This window comes from Streptomyces thermoalcalitolerans (assembly GCF_039525155.1).
Classification (GTDB): domain Bacteria; phylum Actinomycetota; class Actinomycetes; order Streptomycetales; family Streptomycetaceae; genus Streptomyces; species Streptomyces thermovulgaris.
Map to the genome: position 1 here is coordinate 78,848 of NZ_BAAAHG010000005.1, position 18,107 is coordinate 96,954.

19 protein-coding genes and 4 tRNA genes are annotated in these 18,107 nt (G+C 71.1%); 16 read left to right on the forward strand and 7 right to left on the reverse strand.

Annotation, left to right across the window (positions count from 1 at the left end; genetic code table 11):
* The first annotated feature begins 3 nt into the window (after nucleotides 1–3).
* The 4 genes from ABD224_RS05205 to ABD224_RS05220 all read left to right on the forward strand — a co-directional run bounded on the left by ABD224_RS05205 (nucleotide 4) and on the right by ABD224_RS05220 (nucleotide 4,711).
* Nucleotides 4–1,581 (forward strand): complex I subunit 4 family protein, encoded by a 1,578-nt coding sequence (locus tag ABD224_RS05205; RefSeq protein ID WP_344047278.1) that lies wholly within the window; start codon nucleotides 4–6, stop codon nucleotides 1,579–1,581.
* Nucleotides 1,578–3,107 carry an NADH-quinone oxidoreductase subunit N gene (locus ABD224_RS05210; RefSeq protein ID WP_344047280.1) on the forward strand — a complete coding sequence of 510 codons (1,530 nt, stop codon included), beginning with the start codon at nucleotides 1,578–1,580 and terminating at the stop codon, nucleotides 3,105–3,107. The genes ABD224_RS05205 and ABD224_RS05210 overlap by 4 nt, the downstream gene beginning before the upstream one ends.
* Before the next feature lie 351 nt (nucleotides 3,108–3,458).
* Nucleotides 3,459–4,322, forward strand: coding sequence for a zinc metalloprotease HtpX (htpX, locus tag ABD224_RS05215; RefSeq protein ID WP_344047282.1), 864 nt, complete (start codon nucleotides 3,459–3,461; stop codon nucleotides 4,320–4,322).
* A complete protein-coding gene (locus tag ABD224_RS05220) occupies nucleotides 4,319–4,711 on the forward strand; it encodes a YccF domain-containing protein (protein WP_344047284.1) in 393 nt (130 codons plus the stop codon). Before htpX ends, ABD224_RS05220 begins: the two co-directional genes overlap by 4 nt.
* Before the next feature lie 25 nt (nucleotides 4,712–4,736).
* On the opposite strand, the gene ABD224_RS05225 is transcribed toward ABD224_RS05220, so the two are convergent.
* On the reverse strand, nucleotides 4,737–5,993 hold the full coding sequence (locus tag ABD224_RS05225) for an APC family permease (protein ID WP_344047286.1): 1,257 nt from the start codon (nucleotides 5,991–5,993) through the stop codon (nucleotides 4,737–4,739).
* Between the two features lie 140 nt (nucleotides 5,994–6,133).
* On the opposite strand from ABD224_RS05225, the gene ABD224_RS05230 reads away from it, so the two are divergent.
* The gene (locus tag ABD224_RS05230; protein ID WP_344047288.1) at nucleotides 6,134–6,400 is read left to right on the forward strand and encodes a GlsB/YeaQ/YmgE family stress response membrane protein; all 267 of its coding nucleotides are present in this window, start codon (nucleotides 6,134–6,136) and stop codon (nucleotides 6,398–6,400) included.
* A 168-nt stretch (nucleotides 6,401–6,568) separates the two neighbouring features.
* Here the strand turns inward: ABD224_RS05230 and ABD224_RS05235 are convergent, their stop codons facing one another.
* Nucleotides 6,569–7,057, reverse strand: coding sequence for a YajQ family cyclic di-GMP-binding protein (locus ABD224_RS05235; protein WP_344047290.1), 489 nt, complete (start codon nucleotides 7,055–7,057; stop codon nucleotides 6,569–6,571).
* Between the two features lie 226 nt (nucleotides 7,058–7,283).
* Between ABD224_RS05235 and ABD224_RS05240 the strand changes: the two genes are divergently transcribed.
* Nucleotides 7,284–7,365 (forward strand) — tRNA-Tyr (locus ABD224_RS05240).
* 264 nt (nucleotides 7,366–7,629) lie between these two features.
* Here ABD224_RS05240 and ABD224_RS05245 read toward each other — a convergent pair.
* The 3 genes from ABD224_RS05245 to ABD224_RS05255 all read right to left on the reverse strand — a co-directional run bounded on the left by ABD224_RS05245 (nucleotide 7,630) and on the right by ABD224_RS05255 (nucleotide 10,149).
* Nucleotides 7,630–7,845: a hypothetical protein gene (locus ABD224_RS05245; protein WP_344047292.1), complete on the reverse strand. Its 216-nt coding sequence runs from the start codon at nucleotides 7,843–7,845 to the stop codon at nucleotides 7,630–7,632.
* A 252-nt stretch (nucleotides 7,846–8,097) separates the two neighbouring features.
* Nucleotides 8,098–8,754, reverse strand: a complete 657-nt coding sequence (locus ABD224_RS05250; protein ID WP_344047294.1) for an SDR family oxidoreductase — start codon at nucleotides 8,752–8,754, stop codon at nucleotides 8,098–8,100.
* Between the two features lie 129 nt (nucleotides 8,755–8,883).
* Nucleotides 8,884–10,149 carry an amidohydrolase family protein gene (locus tag ABD224_RS05255; protein ID WP_344047296.1) on the reverse strand — a complete coding sequence of 422 codons (1,266 nt, stop codon included), beginning with the start codon at nucleotides 10,147–10,149 and terminating at the stop codon, nucleotides 8,884–8,886.
* Nucleotides 10,150–10,364: 215 nt separating this feature from the next.
* On the opposite strand from ABD224_RS05255, the gene ABD224_RS05260 reads away from it, so the two are divergent.
* From ABD224_RS05260 to ABD224_RS05285, 6 genes are all read left to right on the forward strand, one after another.
* Nucleotides 10,365–10,437: transfer RNA gene (locus ABD224_RS05260), tRNA-Thr, on the forward strand.
* 44 nt (nucleotides 10,438–10,481) lie between these two features.
* Nucleotides 10,482–10,554: transfer RNA gene (locus ABD224_RS05265), tRNA-Met, on the forward strand.
* Nucleotides 10,555–10,644: 90 nt separating this feature from the next.
* Entirely contained in the window at nucleotides 10,645–10,809 is a 165-nt protein-coding gene (rpmG, locus tag ABD224_RS05270; protein WP_067397031.1) for a 50S ribosomal protein L33, read from the forward strand.
* A gap of 106 nt (nucleotides 10,810–10,915) precedes the next feature.
* Entirely contained in the window at nucleotides 10,916–11,368 is a 453-nt protein-coding gene (locus ABD224_RS05275; RefSeq protein WP_344047301.1) for an FAS1-like dehydratase domain-containing protein, read from the forward strand.
* A gap of 7 nt (nucleotides 11,369–11,375) precedes the next feature.
* Complete coding sequence (locus ABD224_RS05280) at nucleotides 11,376–11,804, forward strand: MaoC family dehydratase (RefSeq protein ID WP_344047303.1); 429 nt, start codon at nucleotides 11,376–11,378, stop codon at nucleotides 11,802–11,804.
* A 176-nt stretch (nucleotides 11,805–11,980) separates the two neighbouring features.
* A complete protein-coding gene (locus ABD224_RS05285; protein ID WP_344047305.1) occupies nucleotides 11,981–13,036 on the forward strand; it encodes a UDP-N-acetylmuramate dehydrogenase in 1,056 nt (351 codons plus the stop codon).
* 80 nt (nucleotides 13,037–13,116) lie between these two features.
* Here ABD224_RS05285 and ABD224_RS05290 read toward each other — a convergent pair whose 3' ends face one another.
* Nucleotides 13,117–14,181, reverse strand: a complete 1,065-nt coding sequence (locus tag ABD224_RS05290; RefSeq protein ID WP_344047307.1) for an adenosine deaminase — start codon at nucleotides 14,179–14,181, stop codon at nucleotides 13,117–13,119.
* Between the two features lie 139 nt (nucleotides 14,182–14,320).
* Nucleotides 14,321–15,547, reverse strand: coding sequence for a pyridoxal phosphate-dependent aminotransferase (locus tag ABD224_RS05295; RefSeq protein ID WP_344047309.1), 1,227 nt, complete (start codon nucleotides 15,545–15,547; stop codon nucleotides 14,321–14,323).
* 263 nt (nucleotides 15,548–15,810) lie between these two features.
* Here ABD224_RS05295 and ABD224_RS05300 point away from each other — a divergent pair.
* The 4 genes from ABD224_RS05300 (at nucleotide 15,811) to ABD224_RS05315 (ending at nucleotide 17,988) form a co-directional block, all read left to right on the forward strand.
* A tRNA-Trp gene (locus tag ABD224_RS05300) sits at nucleotides 15,811–15,883 on the forward strand.
* A gap of 107 nt (nucleotides 15,884–15,990) precedes the next feature.
* Nucleotides 15,991–16,278, forward strand: a complete 288-nt coding sequence (secE, locus tag ABD224_RS05305) for a preprotein translocase subunit SecE (RefSeq protein WP_067397036.1) — start codon at nucleotides 15,991–15,993, stop codon at nucleotides 16,276–16,278.
* Nucleotides 16,279–16,358: 80 nt separating this feature from the next.
* Nucleotides 16,359–17,132, forward strand: a complete 774-nt coding sequence (gene nusG, locus ABD224_RS05310) for a transcription termination/antitermination protein NusG (protein WP_344047312.1) — start codon at nucleotides 16,359–16,361, stop codon at nucleotides 17,130–17,132.
* 331 nt (nucleotides 17,133–17,463) lie between these two features.
* Complete coding sequence (locus ABD224_RS05315) at nucleotides 17,464–17,988, forward strand: hypothetical protein (RefSeq protein WP_344047314.1); 525 nt, start codon at nucleotides 17,464–17,466, stop codon at nucleotides 17,986–17,988.
* Nucleotides 17,989–18,107 lie beyond the last annotated feature (119 nt).

Consider the following 18,107-nt stretch of genomic DNA (forward strand, 5'->3'; position numbering starts at 1 on the left):
GGCGTGATCGACATCAACGAGTCCGTGATGCAGTTCCTTCTGGCGTTCCTCGTCGTCGGCCCGCTCCTCGGCGCCGCCGCCGCTCTCCTGCCCGCCCCGCCCGGACTGAAGGGGACGTCGCCCGACCAGGCCGTGCTCCGGCACGGCGTCACGGTCACCGGCGCCGTCCTCGCCGCCGCGCTCGCCCTCGCCGCCGGCTTCGACCACGGCCGGGCGTCGACGATGCAGGCCGTCACCGACATCAGCTGGATCCCCGCACTCCAGGTGCGCATCCACCTCGGCGTCGACGGCATCTCCCTCCCCCTTCTCGTCCTGACCGCGCTGCTGACCTTCCTCTGCGCGCTGTACTCCTACTTCAAGCCACCCGCGGGCCCCTCCCCGAAGGCCTTCGTCGCGCTGCTGCTCCTCCTGGAGTCCGGCACCCTCGCGACCTTCGCCGTCCTCGACCTGCTGCTGTTCTTCCTCGCGTTCGAGACGGTGCTCGTCCCGATGTACTTCCTCATCGCCCGCTGGGGCGGCGAGGGCCGCCAGGCCGCCGCCTGGCGGTTCATCCTCTACACCCTGCTCGGCTCGGTCGTCATGCTGCTCGGCCTGCTCCTGACCGGGATCGAGGCCGGCACCTTCGACATGGTGGCACTCGCCACCGACAACGGCCGGTCACTGACCGTGACCGTGCAGATCGTCGCGGTTCTGGCCATCGGCATCGGGCTCGCGGTCAAGACACCGATGTGGCCGCTGCACAGCTGGCTGCCCGACGCCCACACCGCCGCCCCGACCGTCGGCTCGGTCCTGCTGGCCGGCGTCCTGCTCAAGATGGGGACCTACGGATTCGTCCGGATCCTGCTGCCGGCCGCCCCCGACGGATTCCGCACCTTCGCCCCCTACCTCGCCGCCTTCGCCGTCGTCGGGATCATCTACGGATCCCTGGCCTGCCTCGCCCTGGCCAGACCGGGGGCCAAGGGCGACCTCAAGCGGCTCATCGCCTACTCCTCCGTCGGCCACATGGGCTTCGTCCTGCTCGGCATCGCCACCATGACCCCGACCGGGGTGAACGGCGCCCTGTTCGCCAACATCGCCCACGGCCTGATCACCGGTCTGCTCTTCTTCGTCGTCGGCGCGCTCAAGGACCGCACCGGCACCACCGACCTCGACGCGCTGGCCGGGAAGACCCAGGGCGCCGCCCTGTACGGAACGGCCCCGCGCCTCGGCGGCCTGCTCGCCTTCGGCGCGGTCGCCTCGCTCGGCCTGCCGGGACTCGCCGGGTTCTGGGGCGAGATGCTCGCCCTGTTCGGCTCGTTCGAGCCCGCCGAGGGCCTCAGCCGCCCCGCCTTCCTCACCTTCATGGCGATCGGCGTGTTCGGCACCCTTCTGACCGCCGCGTACCTGCTCATCGTGGTCCGCCGCGTCTGCATGGGCGCCCCGTCGCCGCAGACGCCCCGGCTCGCCGACGTCCACGGGTACGAGTTCGCGGCCTGGGTCCCGCTCGTCGCCCTCACCGTCCTCGCCGGGCTCTGGCCGAAGGCCCTGCTCGGGCTCACCGACCCGGCCGTGCAGCAGTTCCTCGCAGGAGGCACCCGATGAGCGCCCTGGTCCTGGCCCAGCCGCCGGCCGCGTCGGTGGTCCAGTCCGTCGACTGGCTCGCCGTCGCACCGCCCACCCTCACCGCGGTGGTCGCGCTCGTGGTGCTCGTCGCCGACCTCTTCGTGCCCGCCGGCCGCAAGCCCGTCCTCGGCTGGGTCTCCGTCACGGGCCTCGCCGCCGCCGGCCTGTTGCTGCTGCCCCTCCTCGACGGCCGCCGCACCACGTTCTGCCTGACCGGACAGGCCGGCGTGTGCAGCTACACCGCCGACCACTTCGCCCTCGTCATCCAGTTCCTCGTGCTCGGCGGCGCACTCCTTGCGGCCCTGCTGTCGGTCACCGCGCTGAAGGACGCGCGCGGGGCACTGCCCGAGGGGGAGTTCTGGTTCCTGCTGCTGTCCTCCGCCGCCGGCGCCGCGCTGCTGCCCGCCGCGCGCGACCTGGCGACCCTGATCATCGCCCTGGAGGTCGCCTCCCTGCCCGCCTTCGCCCTCGTCGGCCTCCGGCACGGCGAGCGCAGGTCCTCCGACGCGGCCCTGAAGTTCTTCCTGTCCTCGGTCACCGCCACCGCCGTCAGCCTCCTCGGCGTCAGCTTCGTCTACGCCTCCACCGGCACCCTCCACCTCACCCTGATCGCCGACCGCATCCAGCGGGTCGACGGACAGCTCGGTACCGTCGCCCAGACCGGTGTCGTCCTCACGCTCGTCGGCTTCGCCTTCAAGACGGCCGCCGTCCCCTTCCACTTCTGGGTCCCCGACACCTACGTGGGCGCCCCCCTGCCCATCGCCGCCTATCTGTCGGTCATCGGCAAGGCGGTCGGCTTCACCGGCCTGATCCTCGTCACCGTCGTCGCCTTCCCGTCGTACGCCGGCGCCTGGGGACCGGCGCTCGCCGCACTCGCCGCGCTCACCATGACCGTCGGCAACGTCGGAGCCCTGCGCCAGCAGGCCACGCGCGCGTACAGCGCGGTACGGCTGCTCGCCTGGTCCTCCGTCGGCCAGGCCGGCTACCTCCTGGTGCCGATCGCCGCGGCCGGATACGCGAAGGACCCCCAGCGGTCGATCGGCTCCACGGTCGCCTACGCCCTCATGTACGCCGCCGTGAACCTCGGCGCCTTCGCCGTGGCCGCCCTCGTGGGCCGTACGAGGGAACGCAACCGCGTCGCGGACTACCGGGGCCTGTACGCCACCAACCCGCTGACCGCCCTTCTGATGGCCTTCTTCCTGCTGTGCCTGGCCGGACTGCCCCCGGGCGTCATCGGCCTGTTCGCCAAGGTCACCGTCTTCTCCGCGGCCGTCGACGCCGGACTCGGCTGGCTCGCCGTCGTCATGGCCGTCAACGTGGTCATCGCGCTCTTCTACTACCTGCAGTGGACGGCACTGCTGTTCCGCGCCCCCGAGGGCGAGCCCCTCCGGCACCGCGCCCCGGCCCCCCTCACCGCCGCCCTCGCCCTCACGGCCGTCCTCGGCATCGCCCTGTCGGGCGCACCCCAGCTGGTCCTCTACTTCACGGACACCGGTCTGTTCTGACACCGGTCCGCTCCGGGCACCGGGAAGCCGCCCCGCGCGCCGCGCACCGGCCTCCCCGCGCGCGTGCCGCCCTGCCCTCGGGGCCCGAGACGCCGGGGACCTCGACCGGGGCCTCCCCGCGCGCGTGCCGCCCTGCCCGCTTTCCGCGCCCGGTCCCGCCCTTGCGCGCGCGCCGTCCGGCGTCCCGCTCACCCGGACGGCCCACGCGGCGCCGCGCACCGCGGGGAACCCGCGGCTCACGCCTGGCGTTGACCCGTACGTAAGAGTCCACTGGAGGCGACACCACGCCACCGGTGGCGTCGAGCAACAGCAAGCGAAGGTTCCCCTGCCGCACTGCTTGGAGGGCGTACCGTGCACCGCCGGCACAACGGGCTCAGGACCGCAGTCCTCCTCGGGGGGCTGTCCGCGCTCATCATCGTCATCGGCAGCTTCTTCGGCCGTACCGGCCTGATCATCGCGGTCCTCGTCGCCGTCGGCACCAACGCGTACGCGTACTGGAACAGCGACAAGCTGGCCCTGCGCGCCATGCGCGCCCGCCCGGTCAGCGAGTTCGAGGCCCCGGCGCTCTACCACATGGTCCGCGAGCTCTCCAACCGGGCCCGCCAGCCCATGCCCCGTCTGTACATCTCCCCGACGGAGGCACCCAACGCCTTCGCGACCGGCCGCAACCCGCGCAACGCGGCCGTGTGCTGCACGGAAGGCATCCTGCGCATCCTGGACCAGCGTGAGCTGCGCGGAGTCATCGGCCACGAGCTCAGCCACGTCTACAACCGCGACATCCTCATCTCCTCCGTCGCCGGTGCGCTCGCCTCCGTGATCATGTTCCTGGTCAACTTCGCCTGGCTGATCCCGGTCGGCCGCTCCCACGACGACGAGGGGCCCGGCCCGCTCGGCATGCTCCTGATCATGATCCTCGGCCCGCTCGCGGCCACCGTCATCCAACTGGCCGTCAGCCGCTCCCGGGAGTACGAGGCCGACACGTCCGGCGCCCGGCTCACCGGCGACCCCCTCGCCCTGGCCAGCGCCCTGCGCAAGCTGGAGACGGGCACCCGGCAGCTTCCGCTGCCCCCCGAGCCGCGGATCGAGACCGCGAGCCACATGATGATCGCCAACCCCTTCCGCCCGGGACAGGGGCTGTCGAAGCTGTTCTCCACGCACCCGCCGATGGCGGAGCGCATCGCCCGACTCGAGCAGATGGCAGGTCACTACCGGTGAAGACACTCCTCAACATCATCTGGCTGATCCTCAGCGGCCTCTGGCTCTTCCTCGCCTACCTGCTCGCGGGCGTGCTGCTGTGCATCACCGTGATCGGCATCCCGTTCGGCATCGCGGCGTTCCGCATCGGCGTCTACGCCCTGTGGCCCTTCGGGTACACCACGGTCGAGCGCCGCGACGCGGGCGCCCCCTCCTGCATCGGCAATGTGCTGTGGCTGATCCTCGCGGGCTGGTGGCTGGCCCTCGCCCACATCACCACCGGCATCGCGCTGTGCCTCACGATCATCGGCATCCCGTTCGGCATCGCCAACTTCAAGCTGATCCCGGTCTCCCTGCTCCCGCTGGGCCGCGAGATCGTCCCCACGGACCAGCCGTTCGCGGCACGCTGACGGGCAGGACCGGCTCCCCGGAGCCCTACCGCGCCGCCCTCCGTCGCCGTACGCCGTACGCGGCCATGCCCACGGCCAGCACACCGGCGCCCGCGGCCACCGAGACCCAGGGCAGCGCGAACGCCAGCGCCGCACACCCGGCGAGCCCCACCGCCGGGACCGCACGCCGGACGGGGGAGACGTCCAGGGTCCAGGCGGAGGCGTTGGCGACGGCGTAGTACGCCAGTACGCCGAAGGAGGAGAAACCGATCGCGTCCCGGACGTCCACCGTGGCGGCCAGGACCGCGACCACCGCACCCACGGCGAGCTCCGCCCGGTGCGGCACCCGGAAACGGGGGTGCACGGCGGCCAGCACACCGGGCAGATGCCGGTCCCGCGCCATGGCCAGCACGGTCCGCGAGACCCCCAGGAGCAGGGCGAGCAGCGACCCCAGCGCGGCCACGGCGGCCCCGGCCCGCACCACCGGCGCCAGTCCGGGCACACCGGCCGCCCGCACCGCGCCGGCCAGCGGTGCCCCCGCGTGCCCGAGCCCCGCCGGCCCCAGCACGGAGAGAACGGCCACCGCCACACACGCGTACACGGCCAGCACCAGGCCCAGGGCGAGCGTGATCGCCCGGGGGACGGTGCGCGCCGGATCCCGCACCTCCTCCCCGAGGGTCGCGATCCGCGCATACCCGGCGAACGCGAAGAACAGCAGCCCGGCCGCCCGCAGCACACCGCCGGCGCCCACCGGGCCGCCGACGGCGGCCCGTTCCACGGCGGACGCACCGGACCCCAGACACACGACGACCACGGAGGCGAGGACGGCCAGCACCACCGCCACGATCACCCGCGTCAGCAGGGCCGATTTCCGGATGCCGCCACAGTTCACCGCGGTCAGCGCCACCACAGCCGCCACCGCCACCGCGTGCGCCTGCCCCGGCCAGAGGTACATGCCCACAGTGAGCGCCATCGCCGCACAGGAGGCCGTCTTGCCGGCCACGAACGCCCAGCCCGCCAGATACCCCCAGAACATGCCGAGCCGCTCACGCCCGTACACATACGTGCCGCCCGACGCCGGATACCGGGCGGCCAGGCGTGCCGACGAAAGAGCGTTGCAGTAGGCCACCACGGCGGCGACCGTGAGCCCGAGCAGCAGCCCGGAACCGGCCGCGCGCGCCGCCGGCCCCAGGGCGGCGAAGATCCCGGCCCCGATCATCGAGCCGAGCCCGACCACCACGGAGTCCCGCACCCCCAGGCTGCGCCGCAGCCCGGACGCGGAGGCGGCGGGGAAGCGGGTCATGGTCCGCACTCTACGGAGCCGCGCAACCGCGGGACACCGCCGTGGCGTCATTCTCCCCAACACGGCCGGAACGCCGGATGACCACACATGTGGTAAGCACGACCACAAGACATGACGAGTACGACGGGCAGGTTCGGAGCATGAGCATCATCAGCTGGATCGTCCTGGGGCTGCTGGCCGGGGCCGTCGCGAAGTTCCTGCTGCCGGGCCGCGACCCGGGCGGCCTCATCGGGACGACCCTCATCGGCATCGCCAGCGCGTTCATCGGCGGCTGGATCTCCGCCCGCTGGCTGGACCGCCCGATCACCAAGGACTTCTACGACGGCGCCACCTGGGCCGCGGCGATCGGCGGCTCGCTCGTCCTGCTGATCGCCTACCGCATCCTGTTCGGCAACTCCCGCGACTGAGCGCGCCGCCAGGGCACGGCCCGGACGGAGGACAGACAGAGGACAGACAGAGAACAGACGGAGGAAGGGCGGCACCGGTGCGGTGCCACCCTTCCTCATGTCCTCATGATGTTCTCGTGATGCCCGCGCTGCCCGTGTACGGCGCGCCGTCCCGCCGGTGGTGCGCCCCTACCGGTAGTTCACGAACTGCAGCGCGAAGTCGAAGTCCTGCTTCTTGAGCATGGCGATCACGGCCTGCAGGTCGTCACGGCTCTTGGAGCTGACCCGCAGCTCGTCACCCTGGATCTGGGCCTTCACACCCTTGGGACCCTCGTCGCGGATGAGCTTGGCCACCTTCTTCGCGTTCTCCGGGGAGATGCCCTGCTTGATCGACGCGAAGATCTTGTACTCCTTGCCGGACAGCTGAGGCTCGCCCGCGTCCAGAGCCTTCAGCGAGACACCGCGCTTGATCAGCTTGGACTGGAAGACATCGAGGACTGCCTTCACCCGGTCCTCGGAGTTCGCCTGCATGAGGATCTTGTCACCGGACCACGAGATCGAGGCACCCACGCCCTTGAAGTCGTAGCGCTGCGAGATCTCCTTGGCGGCCTGGTTGAGGGCGTTGTCGACCTCCTGCCGCTCGACCTTCGAGACGATGTCGAAACTGGAGTCGGCCATGTCCTGTGGCTCCTTGTATCAGGGTGCGTGTCGGATGCGTGTCGGCGGGCGCGGGGAGGCCGCCGGGCCCGCCTTCAGGCCGCGGGCCGCATCCTGACCAGCCTAGTCATCCCCCATTCCCACGGTGCTGATCAATAGGGTGGCGAAGCACCCCTCCGCATCGGGTATTGTTTACGTCGTCGCCAGGGAGCACCGCCGAAAGGCGGTTCGACCCGGCACGCTACTTGGCGGTGTGCCCGAGTGGCCAAAGGGAGCAGACTGTAAATCTGCCGGCTCAGCCTTCCTAGGTTCGAATCCTAGCGCCGCCACACCGAGGGAAACCCCTCCGACCAGCCTCTATGGCAGGTCGGAGGGGGTTTGCTCGTTCTCGGTCGCTGTTCGATCCGGTGCCGGTTCCGGGGGCCTGTCTCGCTCTGTGCCGCCTGAGTCCCGCGCGTGCTTCCGGGCCGACTCGGAGACTCGGACGCGGCGTGCCCGACGGGGCGGCACGGTTCCTGCGGCTCTTCCGACTGCGTTCACGCGGGAGCGCCCCGCAGCGCGTGGCTGCGGGGCGCCCCATGGGGGTTGTGGGGCTAGTCGACCGATCGCCCGTCGAGCGTGCCGCCCCTGCAGGTTCCGGTGCGGGTCGTGGGAATGGTCGACCAGTCGACCGTTCCGCCGGCCTCCGTGCACTCACCCGGGGTGAGGGAGGCACCGTCGCCATTGGTGGCGGTGGCGGTACCTGTGAGGCCGAGTCCGGTGAAGGCTGCCGTGGCCATGAGGGCGGCGAGGAGGCGTCGAATACGCATGTGGTTCCCCTTTCACGGATTGCCTCGTTCGGGGCACTACACACCCTGACGTTCACCCGTGTGGGTGGCACGCCACAGTGGGCTGTTCGGGTGACACGGCTGTCGGGCGCGGGGTCGGCGACCAGGCCGGGGCGGAGGAGCGCGACGTCGAGCGGAGTGTGTGATTCCTGGTGCCGCCACTGTGCGGAAACCCCCTCTGTCCGCGGAGGCGCGGACAGAGGGGGTTTCCGTGCGGGAGGGGGGAGCGCCCCCTCAGTTGCCCGCCACCGCCTTCACCGCGACCGACACCGGGGTCGAGCCGCTGATGAGCTCCAGGGTCAGGCCGGCGGTGGCGGGGGTGTCGATCAGTTCGGCCAGGACGGCGGCCACGTCGTCGCGGGGGACCGCGCCACGGCCGGTGTGGGCCTCCAGCCGTACCAGACCGGTGCCCGCGTCGTTCGTCAGCGCGCCGGGGCGCAGGATCGTCCAGTCCAGGTCCTTCTGGCTGCGGACGTAGTCGTCGGCCGCGCCCTTGGCGCGCAGATAGACGTCGAAGACCTCGTCACCCTGGTGGTTCACGTCCGCGGCCATCGACGACACGACCAGGTGCCGGCGCACGCCCGCGCGTACCGCCGCGTCCGCGAACAGGATCGCCGCGCCCTTGTCCACCGTCTCCTTGCGCGCCGCGCCGCTGCCCGGGCCCGCGCCGGCCGCGAACACCGCCGCGTCGGCCCCCCGCAGCCGCTCCGCGACCTCCTCGACCGACGCCGACTCCAGGTCGAGCACGATCGGTTCGGCACCGGCCGCCCGCAGGTCCTCGCTCTGCTCGGCACGGCGGATGATTCCCGCCACCTCGTCCCCGCGTGCGGCGAGCAGCCGCTCCAGCCGCAGCGCGATCTGACCATGACCACCGGCGATGACAATGCGCATGTCTCCGACCGTACGCCCGAACGGGCGTGTTCGCCGCGTGCCTTCGGGCGTGCCCGAGGGGCGCGCAACCGCACACCTGTGCGTGCGTCGCATCCGTGCTTCCATGCACTCGCGCCCCTGTGCCCTGTGTCACGAGAACTCGCCCCGTCCCTGCCGCGGCAGCCCCAGCTCCGTCGCGGCGGTCGAGTCGCAGAACTCCCGTACCGCGCTCGTCCGTGCCACCACGCGCCCCCGGTGCACCACGATCCGGCTGTACCCGAGGGACAGCACCCCCGCGAGCCGTTCGCCGCGCACCGCGAGCAGCTCGGCGGGAAAGCCCGCCTCCACCCGCACCTCGGGCAGGCCGAGGACCGCGCGGGCCGACGCGCTCACCGCGTCGTAGGCGTCCTCGGGGCGCAGCCCGTGGCGGGAGGCCAGCAGATACGCCGCCTCCAGCGGGTCGCCGCGCCCCACCGGGTTCGACATGTCCCGCAGGGCGCCGCTGCCCGCGGCCACCCGCACCCCGGCCGCCCGCAGCAGCCGTACCGGAGCCGTGTCCCGCCGCTCGGTGTTCCCGCAGCCGCCCTGGGGCAGGCACACCACCGCCACCCCGGCCGCGGCCAGCTGGTCCGCGGCCCGCGCGACCACCTTGGCCGGCAGCCGGGACAGGCCGCCGCACGGGCCCAGAACGACTCCGGGGCGCAGTCCGCCCGCCATCGCCGCGATCCGCGCCAGACGGGCCGGGTCGGCGCCGTCGGTGTGCAGGTCGACGGGGCAGCCGTGCTCGGAGGCGACCTCGAGGACCGCTTCGACGTAGCCCGTGGGGTCGGGATCCAGGTCCGGGCAGCCGCCCACCACGCACGCGCCCGCCTTCACCGCGTCCCGCAGCATCGCCAGGCCCTCCGCGCCGGCCACGCCGGTGAGCACGCGCGGCACCGCCACCGTCGTCAGCTCGGCGAGGCCGCGCAGCGTCCGCCGCGCCCGCAGGACCGCCGTCAGGGCGCCGAGCCCCTGGACGTCGTCCACGCGCACGTGTGCGCGTACGGCTGTCGCTCCGTGCCCCAGGTGCAGCAGCGCGGCCTCGGTCGTCCGGCGCTGGACGTCCTTGGGGTCGCACGGCACCGGGCCGTCGCCGTCGGCGGTCAGGGCGGTGTCCGGGTGGGCGTGGGGTTCGGCCGGGGCCGGCAGGAGCAGATAGCCCTCGAGATCCACGTACGCGCCTTTGTCCCGCGGTCCGCCGGCGCGGAGGCTGCCGGCGGTGCCGACCGCCTCGATGCGCCCGCCGGACAGCCGTACGTCCACGGTCCGCCCGTCGGCCAGCCGGGCCCCGCACAGCAGGAGGCCGTCCGGGTCCGTCCGCCTGGACGAGCCCGGCGGGGAGGACGAGTGGGGCGGCTGCGGCTGACCAGGGGGCATCGCACTCCAGGGACTCCAGGGGGACACGGGCCACGAGGCCGCGCGCGGAACACAAGATCACGCAGGGTGGCTCGAGCCTAGGGCGGCCGGTGGGCCCGATGAGGGAGGAGCGCAATAGTCGTACCGGTGTGGCCGCGCGACGGGGCGGCGCGGCTGATTCGATGAGGATTGGATTTGGGTGTAGGGCGCCGGACCGTGTAATGTCTTCCTCGCTCGCCCCAATAGCTCAGTCGGCAGAGCGTCTCCATGGTAAGGAGAAGGTCAACGGTTCGATTCCGTTTTGGGGCTCTGATGCGGGGGTTCCCGCCGTCAGGCGGGGCCGAACGCATCGAAGCGGTGTAGCTCAGTCGGTAGAGCAAGCGGCTCATAATCGCTGTGTCACCGGTTCAAGTCCGGTCACCGCTACTCCCAGTAGCCGATTGCGGGGTCGGTCCGTCGATCGGCTACTCTTCATGTGCGTTAAACCCATCGACCCGTTCGTCAAGGAGCACTCACGTGGCTGCCACCGACGTCCGCCCGAAGATCACGCTGGCCTGCGTGGAGTGCAAGGAGCGGAACTACATCACCAAGAAGAACCGGCGCAACAACCCGGACCGTCTTGAGCTGAAGAAGCACTGCCCGCGCTGCAACGCACACACCGCGCACCGCGAGACGCGATAACGGGTACAACACACCTGCACGCACGAGGTCGTCCCCTGCATCAGGGGGACGGCCTCATGTTGTTTCATGTGGGAAAACCCCAGCTGACACCAGGAGGTACCGAGCCATGGCGCTCGACCAGTCCTTCGTGGGGCGGTCCTACCCGCCCACCGCCCCCTACGAGGTCGGGCGGGAGAAGATCCGTGAGTTCGCGGAGGCCGTGGGAGACGCCAACCCGGTCTACACGGACCCGGAAGCCGCCAAGGAGCTCGGCCACCCCGATGTGATCGCCCCGCCGACCTTTGTGTTCGCGATCACCTTCAAGGCCGCCGGACAGGTGATCGAGGACCCGCAGCTCGGCCTCGACTACAGCCGCGTGGTGCACGGCGACCAGAAATTCGCCTACACCCGGCCGGTGCGCGCCGGTGACCGGCTCAGCGTCACCTCCACCATCGAGTCGATCAAGTCCCTGGCCGGCAACGACGTCCTGGAGATCCGCGGTGAGGTGCACGACGAGGCCGGCGAGCACGTCGTGACCGCCTGGACCAAGCTGGTGGCCCGCGCGGCCGAGGAAGGATGAGGAACCGATGACAGCGAAGATCGCCTACGACGACGTCGAGGTCGGCACCGAGCTTCCGGCCCAGACCTTCCCCGTGACGCGCGCCACCCTCGTCCGGTACGCGGGCGCCTCCGGGGACTTCAACCCCATCCACTGGAACGAGAGGTTCGCCAAGGAGGTCGGACTGCCGGACGTGATCGCGCACGGCATGTTCACCATGGCCGAGGCGATCCGCGTCGTCACCGACTGGGCCGGCGACCCCGGCGCCGTCGTCGAGTACGGCGTCCGCTTCACCAAGCCCGTCGTCGTCCCCGACGACGACAAGGGAGCCGTGATCGAGGTCTCCGGCAAGGTGGGGGCCAAGCTCGACGACAACATCGTGCGCGTCGACCTGACCGCCGTCAGCGGCGGGCAGAAGGTCCTCGGGATGTCCCGGGCGCTCGTACGACTGGCCTGACCCCATCGTGGGGGCGAGCCGTCGGCGTACGCGACGGCATAAAGACATAAAGAAAATAGGGAAAGGCGCATGATGCGGCACGCGGCAGTACGAAGCAGTGCGCATCGGCGCGAAGCGGTGCGGGCAGTACGGGGCGGTACGGGGCCGCGCCGAAGGGGTCTCGTAGTCTTGGGCGCGTGCAGGAACTCCATGACGCGCCCCTCGCTCCGCTGACCACCTTCCGGCTGGGCGGCCCCGCGACCCGGCTGATCACCGCGACCACCGACGACGAGGTGATCGACGCCGTCCGCCGGGCCGACACCGACGGCACGCCGCTGCTGCTCATCGGCGGCGGATCCAACCTGGTCATCGGGGACAAGGGCTTCGACGGCACCGCCCTGCGCATCGCCACCCGCGGGTTCGACCTCGACGGGACGACGCTGGAGCTGGCCGCCGGCGAGGTCTGGACCGACGCGGTGGCCCGCACCGTCGAGGCCGGCCTCGCGGGCATCGAGTGCCTGTCCGGCATCCCCGGGTCCGCCGGCGCGACCCCGATCCAGAACGTCGGGGCGTACGGCCAGGAGGTGTCCGCCACCATCACCGAGGTCGTCGCCTACGACCGCCGGGCGGGCAGGACGGTGACCCTGACGAACGAGGAGTGCGCGTTCTCCTACCGCCACAGCCGCTTCAAGGCCGACCCCGAACGGTACGTCGTCCTGCGCGTCCGCTTCGCCCTGGAGGACGCGGACGGGCTGTCGGCGCCCATCAGATACGCCGAGACCGCCCGCGTCCTCGGCGTCGAGGTGGGCGACCGGGTGCCGCTCGCCACCGCCCGCGACGCGGTGCTGAAGCTGCGCGCCGGGAAGGGCATGGTGCTGGACCCCGAGGACCACGACACCTGGTCGGCCGGCTCCTTCTTCACCAACCCGATCCTCACGGACGCCGACTTCGCCGCCCTGCGCGCACGCGTGAGGGAGCGGCTGGGCGAGGGCGTCGAGCCGCCCGCCTACCCGGCGGGGGAGGGCCGCACCAAGACCTCCGCGGCCTGGCTGATCGACAAGGCCGGCTTCACCAAGGGCTACGGCACCGGCCCGGCCCGCATCTCCACCAAGCACACCCTCGCCCTCACCAACCGCGGCGGTGCGACCACCGAGGACCTGCTGGCCCTGGCCCGCGAGGTCGTGGCCGGTGTCCGCGAGGCCTTCGGCGTCACCCTGGTCAACGAGCCGGTGATGGTGGGCGTGAGCCTGTAGGCGCCGCGACCGCCCACGGAGCCGCCCGGTGCACACCGGCCCGCTTCCGCCGCCGCGTCCCCGACCGCGGCGCACCCCCGTCAGCCCGCCAGCCAGTCGTCCACTCCCGCCAGCAGCCGCTTCCTCACGTCCTCCGGGGCTGCCGACGCGCGGATCGACTGACGGGCCAGTTCCGCCAGTTCGGCGTCCGTGAAGCCGTGGTGGCGGCGGGCGATCTCGTACTGGGCGGCCAGGCGGGAGCCGAACAGAAGAGGGTCGTCGGCGCCCAGGGCCACCGGGACACCGGCCTCGAAGAACGTGCGCAGGGGGACCTCCTCCGGCTTGTCGTACACCCCCAGCGCCACATTCGACGTCGGGCACACCTCGCAGGTCACGCCCCGGTCGGCAAGCCGCCGCAGCAGCTGCGGGTCCTCCGCGGCGCGCACCCCGTGGCCCACCCGGTGGGCCTGGAGGTCGTCCAGGCAGTCGCGGACCGAGGCCGGGCCGGCCAGCTCGCCGCCGTGCGGCGCCGCGAACAGGCCGCCGGCCCGCGCGATCGCGAACGCCCGGTCGAAGTCCCGTGCCATGCCCCGGCGCTCGTCGTTCGACAGCCCGAAGCCGACCACACCGCGGTCCCGGTAGCGCACGGCCAGACGGGCCAGCGTGCGCGCGTCCAGGGGATGTCTCATCCGGTTCGCGGCGATCAGCACCCGCATGCCCAGGCCGGTCTCGCGCGACGTCGTCTCCACCGCGTCCAGGATGATCTCCAACGCCGGGATCAGCCCGCCCAGGCGCGGGGCGTACGAGGTCGGGTCGACCTGGATCTCCAGCCAGCCCGAGCCGTCCTTGATGTCCTCCTCGGCGGCCTCCCGCACCAGACGCTGGATGTCCTCCGGCCTCCGCAGACAGGAGCGCGCCGCGTCGTACAGCCGCTGGAAGCGGAACCAGCCCCGCTCGTCCGTCGCCCGCAGCTTCGGCGGCTCCCCGCTGACCAGGGCCTCCGTCAGGGCCTCGGGCAGCCGTACGCCGTACTTGTCGGCCAGCTCCAGCAGGGTGGTGGGCCGCATCGACCCGGTGAAGTGCAGGTGCAGATGGGCTTTCGGCAGCTCGGAGACATCACGTGCGCGCGGGGGGTTCGGGGAGTGTCCCTCTGATGAGCTCAACATTCCAGGATCGTGCCGCACGTCCCACGCGTCCCGGTAGCGGTTTCCTCTTTCGTGGTCTTGCTCGCACACATGAAGGGGCCTACCACCTACTAAGAAAGTAGGTGGTAGGCCCGCAGGGGAGGACGGACCTCAGTGGACCTCAGTCCCGCGCCTCCGCCAGCAGCTTCTGAATCCGGCTGACGCCCTCCACCAGGTCCTCGTCACCGAGGGCGTACGACAGCCGCAGATAGCCGGGCGTGCCGAACGCCTCGCCCGGGACGACCGCGACCTCGACCTCCTCCAGGATGAGCTCGGCCAGCTCCACCGAGTTCTGCGGGCGCTTGCCGCGGATCTCCTTGCCGAGCAGCGCCTTCACCGACGGGTAGGCGTAGAACGCGCCCTGCGGCTCCGGGCAGACGACACCGTCGATCTCGTTGAGCATCCGCACGATGGTCTTCCGCCGCCGGTCGAAGGCCTCGCGCATGCGTGCGACCGCCTCCAGGTCACCGGAGACCGCGGCGAGGGCGGCCGCCTGGGCGACGTTCGACACATTCGACGTGGCGTGCGACTGGAGGTTCGTCGCGGCCTTGACCACGTCCTTGGGGCCGATGAGCCAGCCCACGCGCCAGCCGGTCATGGCGTACGTCTTGGCGACGCCGTTGACCACGATGCACTTGTCGCGCAGCTCGGGCAGCTTCGCCGGCAGGGACACGGAGACGGCGTCGCCGTAGACCAGGTGCTCGTAGATCTCGTCGGTGAGCACCCACAGGCCGTGCTCCAGGGCCCAGCGGCCGATCTCCTCGGTCTCGGCCTCGGAGTACACCGCGCCGGTCGGGTTGGACGGGGAGACGAAGAGGAGGACCTTGGTCTTCTCCGTGCGGGCGGCCTCCAGCTGCTCGACCGTCACGCGGTAGCCGGTGGTCTCGTCGGCGACGACCTCGACGGGGACACCGCCGGCCAGACGGATGGACTCCGGGTACGTCGTCCAGTACGGCGCCGGCACGATGACCTCGTCGCCCGGGTCGAGGATCGCGGCGAACGCCTCGTAGATGGCCTGCTTGCCGCCGTTGGTGACCAGGATCTGCGACACGTCCGGCTCCCAGCCGGAGTCGCGCAGCGTCTTGGCGGCGATCGCGGCCTTCAGCTCGGGCAGACCGCCGGCCGGGGTGTACCGGTGGTACTTGGGGTTCTTGCAGGCCTCGATCGCGGCTTCGACGATGTAGTCCGGGGTCGGGAAGTCCGGCTCACCGGCGCCGAAACCGATCACCGGACGGCCGGCGGCCTTGAGGGCCTTGGCCTTGGCGTCCACGGCGAGGGTGGCCGACTCGGAGATCGCGCCGATGCGGGCGGAGACCCGGCGCTCGGTAGGAGGAGTTGCAGCGCTCATGCCGTCCATCGTTTCAGACCGGAATCGGCCGCGGCACCTCGGTTCTGCCCACCGGCCCGCCCGCCGTTTTCCGCCCGCAGGACCGCTCGGTTTCCACTCGCAGGGCCGCTCGGTTTCCGCCCGCGGGACCCCGTCGGCCGCTTTCCGTTCGACGACCGGCGCCGGACCACGTACACTCTCACCTCGTTGGCCTTCAGCAGCCGTTGCTCAGCCAGGTGCACATCGAGCATCCGGTCGGATGCGGTAGGTTGGGGGGCACACAAAGGGTCGTAGCTCAATTGGTAGAGCACTGGTCTCCAAAACCAGCGGTTGGGGGTTCGAGTCCCTCCGGCCCTGCTCCACACACCATCGCCAGGGTGTGTGCGCATGTACGTACATCGATGCACCGCCGTGCGGCTCGACCGGGCGCGGCACGGCCACGACCCGGAATCAGGTGAGGACGAATGACGGACGCCGTGGGCTCCATCGACACGCCTGATGCCCAGGACGAGGTGCCGGAGTCCAAGAAGAAGCCGCGCAGGGGCGGCAAGCGCGCCAAGAAGGGGCCGCTGAAGCGCCTTGCTCTCTTCTACCGCCAGATCATCGCGGAGCTCCGCAAGGTTGTCTGGCCCACTCGCAACCAGCTGACGACGTACGCCACCGTGGTGATTGTCTTCGTCGTCATCATGATCGCCATGGTGACCGTGATTGACTATGGGCTTGACCAGGCGGCCAAGTACGTCTTCGGCTGAGCCAAGAGCGAAGGGCGCCGTGGGACCCGGCGCCCCTTTGGCATGTTCCACCCCCATGTATCCAGGAAGAAGCAGCCACCGTGTCTGACCCGAACCTGAACGACGCCATCGAGCCGACCGAGTCCGTGGATGACGAGCTCGACACCGTCGAGGGTGCGGACGAGGTCGACGAGACCAAGGCTGCCGAGGGCGAGACGCCCGAGGAAGAGGCCGCCGAGGAGGAGGCGAAGGCCGAGTCGGACCCGGTCGCCAAACTCCGCGAGGAACTGAGCGCGCTGCCCGGCGAGTGGTACGTCATCCACACCTACGCCGGCTACGAGAAGCGCGTGAAGGCCAACCTGGAACAGCGCGCCGTCTCGCTGAACGTCGAGGACCTCATCTACCAGGCCGAGGTCCCCGAGGAGGAGATCGTCCAGATCAAGAACGGCGAGCGCAAGACCGTCCGGCAGAACAAGCTGCCCGGCTATGTGCTCGTCCGGATGGAGCTGACGGACCAGTCCTGGGGCGCCGTCCGCCACACCCCGGGTGTCACCGGCTTCGTGGGGGACGCCTTCAACCCCTACCCGCTGACGCTCGACGAGGTCGTGAAGATGCTCGCCCCCGAGGCCGAGGAGAGGGCCGCCCGCGAGGCCGCCGAGGCCGAGGGCAAGCCGCTCCCGCCGCGCAAGGTCGAGGTCCAGGTGCTGGACTTCGAGGTCGGCGACTCGGTCACCGTCACCGACGGCCCGTTCGCCACGCTGCAGGCGACGATCAACGAGATCAACCCCGACGCGAAGAAGGTCAAGGGCCTGGTGGAGATCTTCGGCCGCGAGACGCCGGTCGAGCTCTCCTTCGACCAGATCCAGAAGAACTAGCTCAACGATCATCCGAGAGAGCCCCTGCCCAGCGGTTTCCCGTCGGGCAGGGGCTCTGTCGTGTCCGGGGGCCGCCCCCGGGCCTTCCTTTCTCGCGGGATGCCTTGTACCGCCCACGGCGCCAGGCACCGGGATGACGCCGGCTGACGCCGGCGCAGGCTTCCGGATGGCGCAGGCTTTTGACGTGAGCGGCAAGCACCCGTCGTCGCTTCGCTCCTCCGGGAGGGCATCCGGGGCGTGAAGCCGGAACACGTCGTGGCTGGGGGGTCGGCTCCGCCGAAGCCGTTCCGCCGACCTCACACGTCATCCGTGCGCCTCTAGGGTGCCGCACATGCGATCGCTGATCCGAGCTGTCCGCGAAAATGACCAGGTCGCTCGTTTCCTTGCCTGGCCGGGCGACTTCGACTTGGACCGGGGGGACCATTGTGAGGATGTCCACCTGGCCTCGGGCGCCGCACTGGAGGGATTCGCGGGTGACGGAGCCGGCGGCACGTACTTCTTCTGCGGTGAGGGCGGCGAGGAACGTCCGATCCTGTACGCGGACTCCGAAGGAAGAGCGGCACTGGTGGCGATCGGCCTGCCCGAACTTCTGCGGCTTCTGTTGGTGGCTCCATGGTGGCGCGACTGCCGGGCGTTCACCGCGGAGGAGAGCCGAGAGTTCGCGGCCGGATACCTGGACGACATGCCCGATCTTGCAGCCGAAAGGGACCGCGCCGCTGCGGCTCTTGGCCTCGACCTTCCCACTGAGGCAGATGCTCTGGCTCGCTTGCGTGCGGTTGCCCTGGAGATCGGAAAGGACTTTGTTCTCGTGTTCACACCGGAGGCGAAGCCCTATGATCCACTGATCACTGACTGAGCCCGCGTCGTGCCCGAGGACGTCAGGTGCTGCGTACTGCCAGGATGCCGGGCCGTCTCCGGACCGTCCGACGCCGGCCAGCGGTGACGGACGACGCCGGCCAGCGGTGACGGACGACG

Excerpts from the sequence above, each read along its gene's own strand:
- ABD224_RS05210 (WP_344047280.1), top strand. The coding sequence starts at position 1,578 with ATGAGCGCCCTGGTCCTGGCCCAGCCGCCGGCCGCGTCGGTGGTCCAG.
- ABD224_RS05225 (WP_344047286.1), bottom strand. The coding sequence starts at position 5,993 with ATGACCCGCTTCCCCGCCGCCTCCGCGTCCGGGCTGCGGCGCAGCCTG.
- ABD224_RS05230 (WP_344047288.1), top strand. The coding sequence starts at position 6,134 with ATGAGCATCATCAGCTGGATCGTCCTGGGGCTGCTGGCCGGGGCCGTC.
- ABD224_RS05235 (WP_344047290.1), bottom strand. The coding sequence starts at position 7,057 with ATGGCCGACTCCAGTTTCGACATCGTCTCGAAGGTCGAGCGGCAGGAG.
- ABD224_RS05245 (WP_344047292.1), bottom strand. The coding sequence starts at position 7,845 with ATGCGTATTCGACGCCTCCTCGCCGCCCTCATGGCCACGGCAGCCTTC.
- ABD224_RS05250 (WP_344047294.1), bottom strand. The coding sequence starts at position 8,754 with ATGCGCATTGTCATCGCCGGTGGTCATGGTCAGATCGCGCTGCGGCTG.
- ABD224_RS05255 (WP_344047296.1), bottom strand. The coding sequence starts at position 10,149 with ATGCCCCCTGGTCAGCCGCAGCCGCCCCACTCGTCCTCCCCGCCGGGC.
- ABD224_RS05275 (WP_344047301.1), top strand. The coding sequence starts at position 10,916 with ATGGCGCTCGACCAGTCCTTCGTGGGGCGGTCCTACCCGCCCACCGCC.
- ABD224_RS05280 (WP_344047303.1), top strand. The coding sequence starts at position 11,376 with ATGACAGCGAAGATCGCCTACGACGACGTCGAGGTCGGCACCGAGCTT.
- ABD224_RS05290 (WP_344047307.1), bottom strand. The coding sequence starts at position 14,181 with ATGTTGAGCTCATCAGAGGGACACTCCCCGAACCCCCCGCGCGCACGT.
- ABD224_RS05295 (WP_344047309.1), bottom strand. The coding sequence starts at position 15,547 with ATGAGCGCTGCAACTCCTCCTACCGAGCGCCGGGTCTCCGCCCGCATC.
- secE (WP_067397036.1), top strand. The coding sequence starts at position 15,991 with ATGACGGACGCCGTGGGCTCCATCGACACGCCTGATGCCCAGGACGAG.
- ABD224_RS05315 (WP_344047314.1), top strand. The coding sequence starts at position 17,464 with ATGCGATCGCTGATCCGAGCTGTCCGCGAAAATGACCAGGTCGCTCGT.